At 61.2% G+C, this 15,689-nt stretch carries 12 protein-coding genes and 1 riboswitch; of the genes, 7 read left to right on the forward strand and 5 right to left on the reverse strand.

Going from position 1 to position 15,689, the window contains the following annotated elements; all coding sequences use genetic code 11:
• Entirely contained in the window at positions 1–2,928 is a 2,928-nt protein-coding gene (gene uvrA, locus K3166_RS07180; protein ID WP_221421620.1) for an excinuclease ABC subunit UvrA, read from the reverse strand.
• Between the two features lie 433 nt (positions 2,929–3,361).
• Between uvrA and K3166_RS07185 the strand changes: the two genes are divergently transcribed.
• The 5 genes from K3166_RS07185 (at position 3,362) to K3166_RS07205 (ending at position 9,043) form a co-directional block, all read left to right on the forward strand.
• On the forward strand, positions 3,362–4,159 hold the full coding sequence (locus K3166_RS07185; protein WP_247714564.1) for a lysozyme: 798 nt from the start codon (positions 3,362–3,364) through the stop codon (positions 4,157–4,159).
• A gap of 450 nt (positions 4,160–4,609) precedes the next feature.
• Positions 4,610–5,464, forward strand: a complete 855-nt coding sequence (locus K3166_RS07190) for a GGDEF domain-containing protein (RefSeq protein ID WP_221421621.1) — start codon at positions 4,610–4,612, stop codon at positions 5,462–5,464.
• Positions 5,465–5,486: 22 nt separating this feature from the next.
• Positions 5,487–6,026 (forward strand): RNA 2',3'-cyclic phosphodiesterase, encoded by a 540-nt coding sequence (gene thpR / locus K3166_RS07195; protein WP_221421622.1) that lies wholly within the window; start codon positions 5,487–5,489, stop codon positions 6,024–6,026.
• A gap of 44 nt (positions 6,027–6,070) precedes the next feature.
• Positions 6,071–6,667, forward strand: a complete 597-nt coding sequence (locus K3166_RS07200) for a hypothetical protein (RefSeq protein WP_247714565.1) — start codon at positions 6,071–6,073, stop codon at positions 6,665–6,667.
• Between the two features lie 144 nt (positions 6,668–6,811).
• Positions 6,812–9,043: a M3 family metallopeptidase gene (locus K3166_RS07205; RefSeq protein ID WP_221421624.1), complete on the forward strand. Its 2,232-nt coding sequence runs from the start codon at positions 6,812–6,814 to the stop codon at positions 9,041–9,043.
• A 56-nt stretch (positions 9,044–9,099) separates the two neighbouring features.
• On the opposite strand, the gene K3166_RS07210 is transcribed toward K3166_RS07205, so the two are convergent.
• The 4 genes from K3166_RS07210 to K3166_RS07225 are packed head-to-tail and all read right to left on the reverse strand — an operon-like array spanning position 9,100 to position 13,467.
• Positions 9,100–9,825, reverse strand: coding sequence for an ABC transporter ATP-binding protein (locus tag K3166_RS07210; protein WP_345719123.1), 726 nt, complete (start codon positions 9,823–9,825; stop codon positions 9,100–9,102).
• Positions 9,822–10,775: a FecCD family ABC transporter permease gene (locus K3166_RS07215; RefSeq protein ID WP_221421625.1), complete on the reverse strand. Its 954-nt coding sequence runs from the start codon at positions 10,773–10,775 to the stop codon at positions 9,822–9,824. Before K3166_RS07215 ends, K3166_RS07210 begins: the two co-directional genes overlap by 4 nt.
• Positions 10,772–11,599 carry an ABC transporter substrate-binding protein gene (locus K3166_RS07220; RefSeq protein ID WP_247714566.1) on the reverse strand — a complete coding sequence of 276 codons (828 nt, stop codon included), beginning with the start codon at positions 11,597–11,599 and terminating at the stop codon, positions 10,772–10,774. The genes K3166_RS07215 and K3166_RS07220 overlap by 4 nt, the downstream gene beginning before the upstream one ends.
• Positions 11,596–13,467, reverse strand: coding sequence for a TonB-dependent receptor plug domain-containing protein (locus K3166_RS07225; protein ID WP_247714567.1), 1,872 nt, complete (start codon positions 13,465–13,467; stop codon positions 11,596–11,598). Before K3166_RS07225 ends, K3166_RS07220 begins: the two co-directional genes overlap by 4 nt.
• A 169-nt stretch (positions 13,468–13,636) precedes the next feature.
• Positions 13,637–13,824, reverse strand: a riboswitch (cobalamin riboswitch).
• Between the two features lie 120 nt (positions 13,825–13,944).
• Between K3166_RS07225 and K3166_RS07230 the strand changes: the two genes are divergently transcribed.
• Positions 13,945–14,976 carry a cell wall hydrolase gene (locus K3166_RS07230; protein WP_247714568.1) on the forward strand — a complete coding sequence of 344 codons (1,032 nt, stop codon included), beginning with the start codon at positions 13,945–13,947 and terminating at the stop codon, positions 14,974–14,976.
• Positions 14,977–15,087: 111 nt separating this feature from the next.
• Positions 15,088–15,429: a hypothetical protein gene (locus tag K3166_RS07235; RefSeq protein ID WP_221421627.1), complete on the forward strand. Its 342-nt coding sequence runs from the start codon at positions 15,088–15,090 to the stop codon at positions 15,427–15,429.
• Positions 15,430–15,689: the final 260 nt, after the last annotated feature.

Genomic DNA, 15,689 nt, shown 5'->3' on the forward strand with positions numbered 1-15,689 from the left:
TTATTCCGCAGCCTCCCGCTGCCGCTCCTTGCTCTTCTCGAGCATCGGCTTGAGGTAATGGCCGGTAAAGCTTTCCGGCACCTCGGCCACTTCTTCGGGCGTGCCTTGCGCCACGATCTCGCCGCCGCGTACGCCGCCGCCGGGGCCGAGGTCGAGGATGTGGTCGGCGGTCTTGATGACGTCGAGATTGTGTTCGATCACCACCACCGAATTGCCCTGGTCCACCAGCCGCTGGAGCACTTCGAGGAGTTTGCGGACATCTTCGAAGTGCAGGCCCGTGGTCGGCTCATCGAGGATATACAGCGTCTGCCCGGTGCTGCGCTTGCTGAGTTCCTTGGCCAGCTTCACCCGCTGCGCCTCGCCGCCTGACAGCGTGGTCGCCTGCTGGCCGACCTTGACGTAGCCCAGCCCCACTTCGTTCAGCATGTGCATCTTGTCGCGGATCGGGGGGACGGCCTTGAAGAAGGTTTCCGCATCCTCGATCGTCATGTCGAGCACGTCGGCGATGGAGAGGCCCTTGAACTTCACCTCCAGCGTTTCGCGGTTGTAGCGTTTGCCGCCGCATTGTTCGCACGTGACATACACGTCGGGCAGGAAGTGCATCTCGATCTTGATCAGCCCGTCGCCCTGGCACGCCTCACAGCGGCCGCCCTTCACGTTGAAGCTGAAGCGTCCGGGCTTGTACCCGCGCGCCTGCGCTTCGGGGAGGCCGGCGAACCAGTCGCGGATCTGGGTGAAGGCGCCGGTATACGTTGCCGGGTTGGACCGCGGAGTGCGGCCGATGGGCGACTGGTCGATCTCGATCACCTTGTCGCAATATTCGAGGCCGGTGACCTTGTCGTGTGCGCCAGCCACCACCCTCGCCCCGTTCAGCGTGCGCGCGGCAGAGGCATAGAGCGTGTCGATGGTGAAGGACGACTTGCCGCTGCCCGATACGCCGGTGACGCAGGTGAACGTGCCGAGCGGGATGGACGCGGTAACGTCGTTGAGGTTGTTCGCCCGCGCGCCGTGGACGGTCAGCTTGTGCCCGTTACCCTTGCGCCGCTGCGGCGGGACCGCGATTTCGCGCCGTCCGGTGAGGTAGTCTGCGGTGAGCGACTTCTTCGACTTGAGCACCTGTTTCAGCGTGCCCTGCGCCACCACCTCGCCCCCGCGCACACCGGCGCCGGGACCAAGGTCGACCACGTGGTCGGCCTGGCGGATCGCGTCCTCGTCATGCTCGACCACGATCACCGTATTGCCGAGATCGCGGAGCCGCTTCAGCGTTTCCAGCAGCCGGTCATTGTCGCGCTGGTGGAGGCCGATGCTGGGTTCGTCGAGCACGTAGAGCACGCCGGAAAGCCCGCTGCCGATCTGGCTGGCGAGGCGGATGCGCTGGCTCTCTCCGCCGCTCAGCGTGCCGCTGGTCCGGTCGAGGTTGAGGTAGTCGAGGCCCACATTGTCGAGGAACCCCAGCCGCTCGTTGATTTCCTTGAGGATGGCCGTGGCGATCTGGGTCTGGGTGCTGTTCAGCTTGTCCGGCAGCGCGAGGAACCACTTCTTCGCGTCCGCCACGCTCATCTTGGTGGGCGTCGCGATGTCGGTGTCAGCGATCTTCACCGCCAGAGCTTTCTGGTTGAGGCGTTTGCCGTGGCACGCCTCGCACGGCTGGGCGGTCTGGAACTTGGACAGTTCCTCGCGCATCCACGCGCTTTCGGTTTGCAACAGGCGGCGGTTGAGATTGCCGATCACACCCTCGAACGCCTTGCGCACCGTGTACTGCTTGCGCCCGTCCTTGAAGGTGAGCGGAATGGCGCGGCCCCGTGTCCCGTACAGGATAATGTCGCGGATTTCCTTGTCGAAATCCTCCCACGGAGTGGTCAGGTCGAACTCGTATTCCTTTGCTAGGCTGGCGAGCACCTGCATGTAATACGGGCTTGGCGGATTGGACTTGGCCCACGGAACCACTGCGCCCTTCTTGAGGCTTAGCCCTTCGTTCGGCACGACGAGCTGCGGGTCGAACAGTTGCTTTTCGCCCAGTCCGTCACAAGTGGCGCACGCACCCTGGGGTGCGTTGAAGGAGAACAGGCGCGGTTCGACCTCTTCGATGGTGAAACCGCTGACAGGGCAGGAAAAGCGTTCGGAGAATACGATCCGGTTCGCAGGCAGGCCAGCGCCCTTCATCGCGCCGCCCGATGCACCTTCGTCTTCGCGGCCCGGCACGACGCCGTCCGCAAGATCGACAAAGGCCAGGCCATCGGCCAGCTTGAGGGCAGTTTCGAAACTGTCGGCAAGGCGCGTCTCCAGGCCTTCTTTCACCGCTAACCGGTCAACCACCACCTCGATGTCGTGCTTGAATTTCTTGTCGAGCGCAGGCGCTTCCTCGATCGGATACATCTCGCCGTCGATGCGAACGCGAGTGAAGCCCGCCTTCTGCCATTCGGCCAATTCACGGCGATATTCGCCCTTGCGGCCCCGCACCACGGGAGCGAGCAGGTAAAGCCGCGTGCCTTCGGGCAGTTCCATGACCCGATCGACCATGTTGGAAACAGTCTGCGCTTCGATCGGCAGACCGGTGGTCGGCGAATAGGGGACACCCACCCTCGCCCACAACAGGCGCATGTAGTCGTAGATCTCGGTGACGGTCGCAACGGTCGAACGCGGATTGCGACTGGTAGTTTTCTGCTCGATCGAGATGGCCGGCGATAGCCCGTCGATATGTTCGACATCGGGCTTCTGCATCATCTCCAGGAACTGGCGCGCATAGGCGCTGAGGCTCTCGACGTACCGCCGTTGCCCCTCGGCATAGATCGTATCGAACGCCAAACTTGATTTACCCGAGCCGGACAGGCCCGTGATGACAATCAGTGCATCGCGTGGAAGATCAATATCGATGCCCTTGAGGTTATGCTCACGCGCGCCGCGTACGGAAATTTTGGTAAGTGCCATGGCGGTCCAAGTGGGGGCTGGAAGGGGTTGAGTCCAGAGGGGCGTCTCACGCGGGCGCAAGAGCGGCCTTCTGGCAGTCAATGTTCATGAAATGTTCGCGCCAGTCAATACTTCTTCACCGCAGATGGACGCTGAAGGATCTTAGGCCCCACCTCCCCCCGAGCCGGTTCACGTGAACGACGAAGCGTGGACCTAATCCGGTCGCTCAACCGTTCTTCAGATAAGTACCGCCCCAAAGTCAGTGTTTCGCACGACTATTCGAGGGCCTCTCGCAACCGGAACGCGTTTGCGAAGAGAGTGTCACAAGTATCTGAAGGTTATAAATATAATGCAAAAGGAAAAGCAGGAGACAGGCCGGAACACACCGGCAAGCGGTCGATTGCGGCCCGGGCTAATATCAGGCTCCGACCAGAGCGATCGTCTGCGCGCCCTAATGAGTGAGTTGGACAAGCCGCTCGACAATGAAAATTGGACAGCAACACCCCACGCCGGCGACCAAAAGGGCGCGAAGAAGTTTCTCAACCGTATTCGCCGCCATAGACGCCACCGCACAGAGCTCAAGCGCGCACGGCAGGCGGCGCAACAGGTGTTCGGCACGAAGCCCAAGTTCTCGACGCGAAAGCGCGCGACTTTGATGATGGGTGCAGGAGCGATGAGCCTGGCGGCGTTTACCGGACCGCCGACGAGCACATCCACGACCGATCCGCAGATGATATCTACTGTCCAGAATGACGATATCCGCAAGCCTGCCGCTCTGCTCAAGGCAAGCGATGATTTCAAGCAGGCGTTGATTGAGGAAGAAGGCGTTCGATACACCGTTTATCGCGATGTCGCAGGCTATCCGACTGTCGGCGTAGGCCACTTGATCACACCGCAGGATAATCTTCGCATCGGTGACCGTGTTTCGGAAGAGCAGGTCCTCGAATTCCTCGAGCATGACCTCGAAATTGCCGAGCGCGGCGTGAGAACGCTTGCCAGTGAGCTCCCACTGTTTCAGCACGAATTCGATGCGCTTCTCGACCTTGTTTACAATGTCGGCCTTGGCAATGCGTCGGAAGGCAAAAGCCCGCGACTGAATGCGGCGATCGCAGACGCTGACTACGAAGGTATCGCAGCCGAACTCGATTATACTCATGCGGGCGGCAAGGTGGCCCGCGGCCTGGAGTTCCGTTCCGAGCGCCGTGCCCAAATCTTCATGGATGCGACATACGAAAACCCACGAGAGATTTGAGACAGTTTCCGACCCGCACCCAGGCCAATTGTAAATTTTCTTTATAGGGTTTTTACATTTAGTGAAATTAGTGCATATTTAAACGAGTGCCGCCGAGAGCAAAACAGGCGGGTCGTTTAAGGGGATTGTCGCTTGGCGACAGCACAAGGTTTTCGGGCACTGCCCGATCGTGATGAAGACTGGGTACGTGAACGTTGGCGGGAAACCGTACGGTCCGTTCTTATCACAGAGCAGCGAGCATTTTCGGCAAACGCCCTTGGCGCACTGGCGTTCGGGGTCGCGATTGCTTTTCTGCCCAATGCGACTTCATTCATTCTGCCGCTGATGATGCGAGTGCTGGCTTTGGTCGGCGCACATCTTTCCTACAATCATCTTCGCTCGAAAATAGATAGCTCAGCTGATTTGGGTCCTTCACTCAGACTGCTAGCAGTCATGCTATTTTTTGGCGGCATGAGTTGGGCGTACCTACTCCTTCCCGTCATAGTAGAGCCTTCCGACCACCCGTTCAGGTTGTTGGTCGCTGGCGGCGCGATGGTCGGAGTTGCCCTTGTCGTCACGATGACTGCTCCGCTCAAGCCGCAGGCTTTGGCGTTCATTGCCGGCTTCCTGCTGACATTCTTCATCGGACTGGCTTTGATGGCGGGAGACGCCTTGATCCCGAATATCATCGGAATGAGTGCGCTGTCACTCGGGGTCATGATTTTCGCATTCGCAACCGCACATCAGCGGATCTTCTCCTCCGATATGCTGGTCGAAAACCAGCGGCTCAATGAGGATCTCGCCGAAGCGCTCGCCCATTCGGAATTTCTGGCCAAGCATGACCCGCTTACCGGCCTTTACAACCGCCGCGCGCTGTTCGAGCAGAAACTCATTGAAGAGGCGACGCAGGACGAAGCGCACCTGTTGTTGATTGACCTGGATCACTTCAAGAAGCTCAATGACACCTACGGCCATGACACAGGCGATCGCGCCCTGATCGCCGCTAGCGCCATGATGCGCGATGCCCTGCGCGCCTACGGCTCAGGCCATCACTTTGCCGTGCGGCTCGGTGGTGAGGAATTCTGCATATTCATAGACGAGCCAGATCGCGACAAGGCACTCGTTTTTGCAGAAGACATGAGAGAGGCGCTGGCAGGGCTCCATAACTCGATCGGACTGCCTGCCGGAGCGACGAGCGCATCAATCGGGCTCACCAGACACAAACGCGGCGATACGGTCGATTCCAGTCTTCTGAAAGCCGATGCAGCGATGTATGACGCCAAGACGAGCGGCCGCAACCGCGTTCGCAGCGTTGAACGCGGTTAGCCCTTCACGCTAAGGCACCGGTATGAGCCATCGATTGTTCGCCGGATTACGGCCGCCCTTGGCGGTGCGCAGCGCGCTCCTCGACCTGATGCAGGATATCGATAACGCACGCTGGCAGGATGACAATCAGCTTCATCTGACCCTGCGCTATGTCGGAGATGTCGAAACCCATCAGGCGGACGACCTGGCTGACGCGCTTGCCGGCATCCCGTTCGAACCATTCGAGCTGCGCCTCTCAAGTACCGGAATTTTCGAGAGGAAATCCATTCCAAGGGCGGTTTGGGCCGGGGTCGAGCGCAGCCAACCGCTCGAGCGATTGCACCGCAAGGTCGAACGGGTGTGTCAGCAAGTCGGACTACCTGCAGAGAGCCGCAAGTTCATTCCGCATATCACCCTTGCCCGGCTCAACACGGCATCGGGACCGGTCGCCGAATTCCTTGCGAACACCGCCTCTTTCGCTCTCCCGCCGTGGACCGTGCAGGAATTCGTGCTTTTCGAGAGCGAATTGCGGGACGAGGGGTCGATTTATACCCCCATTGTCCGCTATCCTGCCCGGATATGACCGCTTTGCGAATTTCCCTGCTGCCTGTCTTGCCCTTGTTGGCAATGGCCTGCTCGCCGTCACCGGCCGATGTGATCGCCTCCGAGGGCGACACAGAACCGATGCTTCGGACGCAAGAAGCCAAGGTGGAAGCAGACCAGGCAGAAGATTGCCTACTGCTTGTTTGGTCCGAACAGGACGAGCCGGATATCGAGTTCGACAAGTCGCACGACACGGTGAAAGGCGGCGCGATTTCCTGCGCCACCGGCACCAGCCCAAGCCAGTTCGAAGCGGCCATCGCGGCCCTGCGCGATGCGGCTAAAAGCGGCAACAAGGCACGCCTACTGGAACAGGTTGGGCTACCCCTGCTCTACATCGATGCAGCGGGCGAGCGCCGCGAGCTGACCAAGGAAGAAGTCGAGACGCTATTCGATGACGTGTTCGACGAACGGATGATCGAGATACTGCAGAACCTCGATTTGTCGCAAATGACGGTTGACCAGGGACAAGGTGCGTTCTTCGAGTTGGGATCTTTGTGGCTGGTGGTCGACGAGGAAGGCGGCAAGCCGCGCGTCGTCACGGTCAACCGGCAAGCTCTCGACGAAGCAGCCGAAGCCGCCAGGCGTCAGGCTGATCGCGGCCAAGGCGAAGAAATCGACTGATTGCCCTTTGGCAGAGCACAGTCACCGTTTCGCAGCGTCAAACTTGCACTTCGCCTGCAATTCCTGTTCATGCGCCATTGTCGCAAATGAAACCATATGCCGAATGGACAAACATTCGCAAAGTCGCAAAATACTGGAGAAAACATGAAGGCCCAAATCCTGGCCACGACCGCCGCAGCCGCGCTGCTTGGCGCTTGCAGCACTATCCCCGCAGGAGATATCGAAACCATGGCCGACGCTGACGTCGCTGTGGCCGTGCCCGAAGGCACAGGCTATTTCGCCGCAGACAGCAATCTGCCCTTCCTCGCGCCCGATTTCACAAAAATTGCCGAGGACGATTACCTCCCCGCTTACGAGCAGGCGATGGCAATCCACACCGCAGAAGTGGCCGCGATCAAGGCAAATCCAGCCGCGCCCACTTTCGAAAACACTATCGTAGCGCTGGAAACCTCAGGCAAGATGCTCGGCCGTATCAACACCGTGTTCTTCGCCCTCACAGGCTCCAACACGACTGATCGGCTAGACGAGATCAACACCGAAATCAGCCCCAAGCTGACGGCGCATTACGATGCCATTACGCTCGATCCTGCGCTGTTTGCCCGCGTCAAGGCAGTCTACGACAACCGCGCTGCGATGGCGATGACGCCCGAAGACGCCAAGCTGCTGGAAACCACCTATGACGGCATGGTCCATGCAGGCGCCCTGCTGACCGACGCACAGCGCGAACAGGTCAAGTCGATCAATTCGCAATTGTCGACGCTGACCACGGAATTCAGTCAGCTTGCTCGCAGCGCAATGAGCGACCAGCCGGTCTTCTTCGATAGCCGCGACGATCTTGCGGGCCTGTCCGAAAACGACATCACCTCGGCAGCGGAATTCGCCGCCGAGAAAGGCCAGCCGGGCAAATATGCCATCGCGTTGCAGAACACCACGCAGCAGCCCTTGCTTCCGGCGATGGAAAACCGCGCCGCCCGCGAAAAGCTGTTCAAGGCGAGCTACAACCGCGCCGACGGCAACACTGGCGTCGACACGCGGATGCTGATCGCGAAAATTGCAAGGCTGCGCGCCGAAAAGGCTGCCCTGTTCGGTGAAGCCGACTGGGCCAGCTATGCGATGTGGGACCGGATGGCTGAAAAGCCGAAGACCGCGCTCGACTTCATGGGCCAGATGGTCCCCGCCCTTGCCGCAACGCAGCGCCGCGAAGCCGCGTTGCTGACCGAAGCGATCAAGGCCGACGGCGGCGATTATGATGTGAAGCCGTGGGACTGGTACCGCTATGCCAACCGCATCAAGGCCGAGCAGTACGATCTCGATGAAGATGCGGTGATGGAATACTTCGTGCTCGACAAGGTGCTCGAAGACGGCGTGTTCTACATGGCCGAGAAACTCTACGGCCTGACCTTCCAGAAGCGCACCGATCTTCCGGTCTATCACCCCGACGTATCGACCTATACCGTCTTCGACCGCGACGGCAGCGAACTGGGTGTGTTCTACTTCGACCCGTTCCAGCGCCCCTCCAAGCGCGGCGGCGCCTGGATGAGCAACTTCGTCGACCAGAGCCATCTGTATGGCACCAAGCCGGTGATCTACAACGTGCTCAACATCCCGAAGGCACCTGCGGGTGAGACGCAGCTGGTCAGCTTTGACTGGGTGAACACGACCTTCCACGAATTTGGCCACGCATTGCACGGCTTCTTCGCCGACCAGCGCTATGCCAGCCTGTCGGGCACCGCCACGGCGCGCGACTTCGTGGAATATCCCAGCCAGGTCCACGAGATGTGGGCCACCTGGCCGAGCATCCTGTCGAACTATGCCAAGCACTACGAAACGGGCGAAACCATCCCTGACGAGATGATCGCCAAGATCGAAGCTGCGGCAAAGTTCAACCAGGGCTATGATTTCGGCGAAGTCGTAGAAGCGGCATTGCTTGACATGAAGTGGAGCGCGCTGAGCCCGGCTGAAGCCGCAGCCATCGACACACCTGAAAAGGTCGACGCTTTCGAGCGCAGTTCCCTCGAAGATCTGGGTCTGGAAGTCGACCTCGTGCCGCCGCGCTATCGCAGCACTTACTTCAGCCACATCTTCAGCTCACCGGAAGGGTATTCCGCAGGCTATTACAGCTATTTGTGGACCGAAATGCTCGACCGGGACAGCCGCAAGTGGTTCATCGAAAACGGCGGTCTGACCCGCGCGAATGGCGATCATTATCGCGCCACCGTGCTCAGCCGCGGCGGCACGATGGATTACTTCAAGATGTTCGAGAACTTCGCGGGACGCGCACCAGACGTGACCCCGATGCTCGAAGCCCGCGGCCTGATCGCTGGCGACGAGGCAGCGGACAGCGAAGTTTCCGACGGCAAGCTGCCGGCAAACTAAGCCGTCACATCGCTGAAAATTCTCTGGGGGTCGGACCGCGAGGTCCGGCCCCTTTCCTATGCCGTCAGGGCCATTTTGCCCCGGTCGCCAATCCAGTTCGCCGTGACTTTCCAGACCTGCTGAATGCGTTCTTTCGACAACGCATCATCGGGCGCAGCGTCGGCGACGAGATTGCCGCTATCAAGCACCAGAACCCTGTCCGCATGGTTCATCGCGTGGGCCAGGTCATGCAGCACCAGCACCACCCCGATGCCCCGCTGTGCGGCTGACCTGAGGTGCGCGAGCAAGGCCAGCTGATGGCCCAGATCGAGAGCTGCAAGAGGCTCGTCAGCCAATATCCACTCAGGCTCTCCGGCAAGCACTCTTGCCAAGAGAACCCTCGCGGTCTCGCCGCCAGACAGCGACTGCGCGCGGCGATCAGCGAGATGCGCGATGTCGAGGGCAGCAAGAGCGGCATCGACGGGTTCGCTGCGCCGGTCCCCATGCGGTAGCCGTCCTAGCTCGACCAGGCGGCGGACCGGGACGTCCCATGCCACGGTATGCTCCTGCGGGAGATAGCCGATCTTGCGCGCTTTTTCTTGCAGGCTGAGATCGCCAAGCCTGCTCCCATCAAGGGTGACAGCGCCCTGCCCGACTGGCAGCAGCCCCGCCATCGCCTCCAGCAGGCTGGACTTGCCCGCGCCGTTCGGCCCGCAAATGGCCGTGACCTCACCCGCCCGCAGCGTGCAGCTCACATCGGTCAGCCGGCCTGCAATAGAAACGTGCCTTGCCTCCAGCATCATGCCAGACCCCTGCGCATCCGCAGCAGCAGCCACAGGAAGAACGGAGCGCCCAGCAGGCTGAGCGCGATGCCAAGCCGCAATTCAGTCACTAGCGGCAAGATCCGCACGAGGCTGTCCGCGACCAGCACCAGAAGCGCCCCCGCCAGCGCACTCGGCACTATGAGCTGCGAGGGCCGCCGGTCGGTAAACGGACGCACGAGGTGGGGGACGATCAGTCCGACAAAGCCGATGATCCCCGCAACTGCCACCCCTGCCCCCACCGTCAAACCGATGCCTGCAATCAGCAGCCACAAAAGCCGCGAGGTATTGATGCCAAGCGAGCGCGCGACCGGCTCTCCCAATGTGAGGGCGTCGAGCGCGGGTCCCGTGCGCCACAGCACGGCGATCCCCAATGCGGTGAGCGGTGCAGCTAGGTAGACTTCGCGCCAGCTCCGATCGGTCAGCGCGCCGTTTAGCCAGAGGACGATCTCGCTCATCGCAAATGCGTTAGGAGCCATCGATATCGCCAGCGCGGTCAGTGCGCCCGCAAGGCTAGCCACCATCAGTCCCGCCAACGTGAACAGCGCAATTCCGCCCGTCCGGCCCGCTATCAGCGCCAGCAGCGCCATCGCGCCCGATGCACCCAGCAGCGCGAACAGCGGCACCAGCCAGGCGCTGGCGGTATAGCCGAAGAACAGGGCAGTCACCGCGCCCAGCGCTGCACCCGGGGCGATGCCGAACAGGCCCGGATCAGCCAGCGGATTGCGCAAATAGCCCTGCATCGCTGCCCCCGCCGCCCCAAGGCCCGCGCCTACTGCAATTGCCAGCAGTGCGCGCGGCAGGCGTAACTCGGCCAGGATGATGGAGGCGTTGGGCGTTGTGGCTGGGTCGATCCAGACGCGGCCTGCAAACAGGGACAGAGGCAAAGCGAGGGTAAGCAGCAGTCCGAAGATTACAATCGCGCGCGTCATGACGCCGCCTGCCTGATCTGGGCCAGCCGCTGCGATGCGCGGATAATCGTCGGACCGCCGCAATAGAGCAGGCCGGGATCGAAGGTTTCACGCCGCATTTGCGGAACGGAATCGAGCGCAGGATGCTCCTGTCCCGCTTCGCTTCCCGCCACGAGCAGGACGTCCGGCGGGTCGGAGACCACTTGTTCAAGCGAAAGGTAGTCCGCCTGCGCCATGCCGCGGACAAGCGAATAGCTGGTAAAGCCTGTACGCCGCAGCAGATCGCTCACCAAGGCACCCTCGCCCGGCACGATCCCGCCGGGCTGCCACAGTGCGGCCTCCAGCTTCGTTCCCGACAAGGCTGCGTTGTCTAGCGCAGCTTCGATCCTCGCGGCGAGCGCTTCGCCAGCGGCAGGATTGCCTGCAACAGATGCGAGTTTACGGATTTGCTCGATGCTCTCTTCGACGCTGCTGACGCCCCCGAAGGTTTCAACCCGGAAGCCCATATCTTCGAGCGCTGCACGGGTAGCCGGAGCGATGAAGGTCGATGCCACCACGATATCCGGATCGAGGGCGAGCACTTCTTCGACCGTACCGCCCGTCGCATTGAACCGTGCAGCATCCCCGGCCGCCATCGAACTGGCATTCGGGTCCTTGCTGTAGTGGGAGATCGCCAGCAATTGGTCCGGCCCCGTGATCTCGGCAAGGATCGCGTCGGTGCAAGGGTTGAGGCTGACGATTGTCGGTTGCCCGGGAACCGCAAGCCCGCCTCCTCGCTCGCCAGAGCAGGCAGGCAGCGCCAGTAGCGAGAGCACCGGCAGCGACTGGGCCAGCAGGCGCTTCACATCCGCGCCCTGATCCCGGCAAATGCGCCGCGACCGGGGGTATTGTACCCCGAAACGACGCGGTAATCGGTGTCGAACACGTTCTCGATCCGGCCGAACAGCTGCAAACTGGTGCCGATATCGAAGGCAGCCCGCAGATCGAGCACTTCATAGCCGTCCAGCTTCACCGAATTCGCGGCATTGTCGAAACTCGGTCCGGAGATACGCAGGTCAGCACCCAGATGGAGGCCGAAGCCGCTCTGCCAATCGGCAAACAGGGTGCCGAAGTGCTTGGGCCGCCGCGCGAGGTCGAGGCCTGTTTCCCGGTCCTCGGCGTCAACGAGGGCATAGACACCGGAAACCCGAAGTCCCGAGGCAATCTGGAACCCCGCTTCCGCCTCGATACCCTGGGCTCGGGCACGTGCGGTGTTCTGGTAGACGCCGAATGGCCGGTCGGGAGTGAACGCAAACCCGATCAGGTTCTCGCTATCCCGCCGGAAGCCGGTCAGTGAGAAATATAGCCCCTTGTCACGGCGGCCGCGCTCGATCCCGAGGTCGACGCTGGTGCTCTGCTCAGGTTCGAGATCGGTGTTCCCGTATGCGGAGAGCAGCTGGTACAGGGTCGGGGCCTTGAACCCTTCTCCCAAGCTGGCACGTACGCGCCAGTCATTGCCGATCCCATAGCTGAAGTCGCCGCCAAAGCTTGTCGCGCTGCCGAACTGTTCGTGGTCATCAAGCCGCCCGCCAACGTGTACGGCGAGCTTACCCAGTACCCAGCCCAATTGCGCATAGGCACCCGAGATTTCGGTTTCGGCAGGTGCATCGAAATTCGTCTGGAAGTCGGTCCACTCATGCTCGCCGCCAAACGCAATGCTCAGACCACCCAGCAGGCGGTATTCGCCGCGCAGCTGAATCCGTTCGGAATGCCCTTCACTGGCGAAGCCGACAGTGCCAGCCTCATCCAGATTATCGCGCTGCGTGTCTGCAAGGCTGTATGCAGCGCGCAGGGTCAGGTCGTTGCCGTAATAGGCAAGCCCCAGATCGCCCCAATGGCGCCGGGTTTCCTGCGTTTCCAGCGTGTCGGCCAAGGCGTATGCTGGCGGCGGAAAGCCGTCGATGTCGAGCTTGCCTTCGCTCCAGTTCAGATGGGTGAACAGCTCGAGACTGTCGGTAAGCTCGAGGAAGCCCGTGCCGCCGATAGCGAATTGTTCAAAGCCGTCTGCCTCCGTCCCATTGGCTGCAGCGGAAAACCCGTCGGTTTGAAACCACGAGCCGACCAGCCCGACATAGACGCGGTCATCGCTGACTCCTGCCGCCAGATTGGCAGATAATGTATCGCGCGCGCCGTATTCCAAGGTGCCTGCCATGCCAGTTTCGGTGCGTGTCGAGATATCGACCACGCCTCCGATCGCTTCGCTGCCCCAGATCGTGGAATTCGAGCCGCGCAGAATGTCGAACTTGCCAGCCATTCCGCCCAGCTGGTTGCCGAAGTCGAAACCGCCGCCCGGGGCGGCCGGATCAGCAACGCGCACACCGTCGACAAGGACGAGCAGCTGGTCAGCGCTCGCCCCGCGAATGTTTACGCCGGTAAAGCCGCCCACGCCGCCGTTGCGCGAAAAAGAAAGGCCCGGTGTGCGCTGGAGGACGCGCGTTACATCGGCGCCCTGAACGCTTTCTATCTCGTCGCGCTCGATAACGGTCACTGCCTGGCCGGTATTCTCGATAGCCGTCGAAAGCCCGTTAGCGGTCACCGTCACGATCGGGATCGGGAGTTCGGAGGTGACGAAGGCCCGCTGCTCGTCAGTCAACAGGGGCACTGCGTTTTGCGCCTGCTCCGGCACTGCCTCCTGCGATGCCTCCGCATCCTGCGCGGCGATGATATCCGCCAACGCGTCCTCCGCAGAAGATTGCGCCGTGGCTGACACAGGAATTGCAATAGAAGAAAGTAAAAACAGGTATTTGGACACAAGATTTCCCATCATGAACGAAGTGCCATCCATGACGGGAGCGCACGGAATTGCGCGCATCCCCGCTTGCCATCGGTACACCCCGCCCGCGGCCGAACGACTGGAACAGGCAGGTCTCCTGGCTTCCGGATCAACGCTTCCCTGCCGTCTTCCCGCCTTTGGTGGCAGTGACATTTGGCAGGATCGCTCCCCGGGTACAGTTGCGGGGGCAGCCGGGGCATTTGACCCCGTTCCCTCTTAGGCCCGCTTGCGCAGGCAACCTGAACCAACGAAGGCCGCAATAGTCCCAGTGTCCCAGCGCGGCAAGAGCGCTAGTATTAACCTTTCCCCGCTATGGGTTCCTGCGATATGACGCGCCCCATGGGTCAAAATGACGTGCCAAAATCAAGCAGGCGGGCCGTGCGGGAAGCGCGCGCGGCTGCGCGGCGCCAATTCGCCAAGCGAGCAGCTGTCCTTGCCACGGCGGTGGCCTTGCCCACAGCGGCGGCTCAAGGCGTGTGGCCAGGCTTCGCAAGCGCGATGGGGCTCGCGGAGAATAACGAATACGTCGAACCCATGCCCTTCGAAATTGCGGGCCAGAGCTTTCCCGGATCCGCTTTCTATTATCTCGACCAGCCGCCCCGGCCAGTGTTCGATATCGAGGAATTGCGGGCGTCCGAAGGCGATCTGGAAACCGCGAAGTTCACGGAGAAATTCGGCGCCGGAGCGACTGCGAAAGCGTTTCAAAGCTCGGGCACGGGTATCGACAAGGCGCGCGCGCTCAAATGCCTGTCGATGGCAGTTTATTACGAGGCAGCAAGCGAAAGTCAGGCCGGTCAGGAAGCCGTGGCTCAGGTGGTCCTGAACCGGGTGGCTCATCCGGCCTACCCGTCCAGCATATGCGGGGTTGTGTTTCAGGGTTCGGAACGGACGACCGGCTGCCAGTTCACCTTCACATGTGACGGTTCGCTGCGCCGAGAACCGTCGCGAAGCGGATGGGCCCGCGCGCAATCTGTCGCGCTGGCCTCCTTGTCCGGCAAGGTCTTCGCGCCCGCCGGACTGGCCACGCATTATCATACGCACGCGGTAAACCCTTACTGGGCCAGCAGCCTCGACCTGATCGGATCGATCGGGGCGCACCGGTTCTATCGCTGGAAAGGCAGTGCAGGACGTGCCGCCGCCTTTACCAATTCCTATGCAGGGCGCGAGCCGTTGGCGCTGCCCAACACCAGGACGGAGGCCACAGTGCCTTCACAGGCGAGCATCGTCGCAGAGCCGCCGCCTCCACCAAATGCCGTGATCGAGATATCGCCTGCGAGCGCTCCCAAAGTCGGCGGGAATGCCGAGGCCGCGCCGGCGGGTCCACCGCAGTCAGGCGATGTGAAACCCGAGTTTCGCAACTCCGGTCGCTGGCTGCGCGAACCCGGCGCACCGAAAAAGCCCACGCAGTAGCGATTTAACCTCTTCTCAAGTATGCTGCGGAACCGAAGTTTAGCGCCCTTGCGCTAATTCCTTTGTCAGCCGGGTCGCCAAGCACAATCTTGGCGGCGACAAAGAAGGATCATGAAGATGCCCGTCCATTTCGCTGCTGCGCGTTGCACCGCGCGCTCCCATGTTGCGCGCGCTCTGAATTGGAAGACACCATCGCGTCCGGCCAACGATAATGGCGAACCAGTTGGCGGAGCCTTTGTCTTCGATCCCATCATGCGCGATGCATTGATCCATTTCGCCGAATTCGGGCTTTCTGCCGCCAGCCAGGCGCGGCGCAATGCCGAGGACGCGAACACAAGAGGCGACGTGCCGGGCTGCATTCACTGGAAAAAGATCTGCATGGCGCTGGACCGCAAACAAGCTAGCGAGTTCGAACGCGCCCTGATCCGCGAGAACGAGCCACTGATCGGCTGACAAGCTCAGAGGCCGAGAAGCTCAAACGTGGGCCTTGCCGCTCATTCGAAGACAGATCTTTGCGGAACCCGCATGGGCATAGACCATTGCCTAGGTGAAACCCCACGAATTTACATCTATTGCTATTGCGAACTATTTGCAAAGATAGTTTGGCTATAGGCCTTTTTGGCGGTTGCAATCCTATGTCTCGGAGCCTAGGCCGCCCTACGAACACCGGGCGTGCGCACCGTCGCGGGACACGCGTGCGCGCCAATTGAATC

This window comes from Qipengyuania psychrotolerans, from assembly GCF_019711355.1.
GTDB classification, from domain to species: Bacteria; Pseudomonadota; Alphaproteobacteria; order Sphingomonadales; family Sphingomonadaceae; genus Qipengyuania; species Qipengyuania psychrotolerans.

Bases quoted from the DNA above. Each gene is read 5' to 3' on its own strand.
- uvrA (WP_221421620.1), bottom strand. From the start codon at position 2,928: ATGGCACTTACCAAAATTTCCGTACGCGGCGCGCGTGAGCATAACCTC.
- K3166_RS07185 (WP_247714564.1), top strand. From the start codon at position 3,362: ATGAGTGAGTTGGACAAGCCGCTCGACAATGAAAATTGGACAGCAACA.
- K3166_RS07190 (WP_221421621.1), top strand. From the start codon at position 4,610: ATGAGTTGGGCGTACCTACTCCTTCCCGTCATAGTAGAGCCTTCCGAC.
- thpR (WP_221421622.1), top strand. From the start codon at position 5,487: ATGAGCCATCGATTGTTCGCCGGATTACGGCCGCCCTTGGCGGTGCGC.
- K3166_RS07200 (WP_247714565.1), top strand. From the start codon at position 6,071: ATGGCCTGCTCGCCGTCACCGGCCGATGTGATCGCCTCCGAGGGCGAC.
- K3166_RS07205 (WP_221421624.1), top strand. From the start codon at position 6,812: ATGAAGGCCCAAATCCTGGCCACGACCGCCGCAGCCGCGCTGCTTGGC.
- K3166_RS07210 (WP_345719123.1), bottom strand. From the start codon at position 9,825: ATGATGCTGGAGGCAAGGCACGTTTCTATTGCAGGCCGGCTGACCGAT.
- K3166_RS07215 (WP_221421625.1), bottom strand. From the start codon at position 10,775: ATGACGCGCGCGATTGTAATCTTCGGACTGCTGCTTACCCTCGCTTTG.
- K3166_RS07235 (WP_221421627.1), top strand. From the start codon at position 15,088: ATGAAGATGCCCGTCCATTTCGCTGCTGCGCGTTGCACCGCGCGCTCC.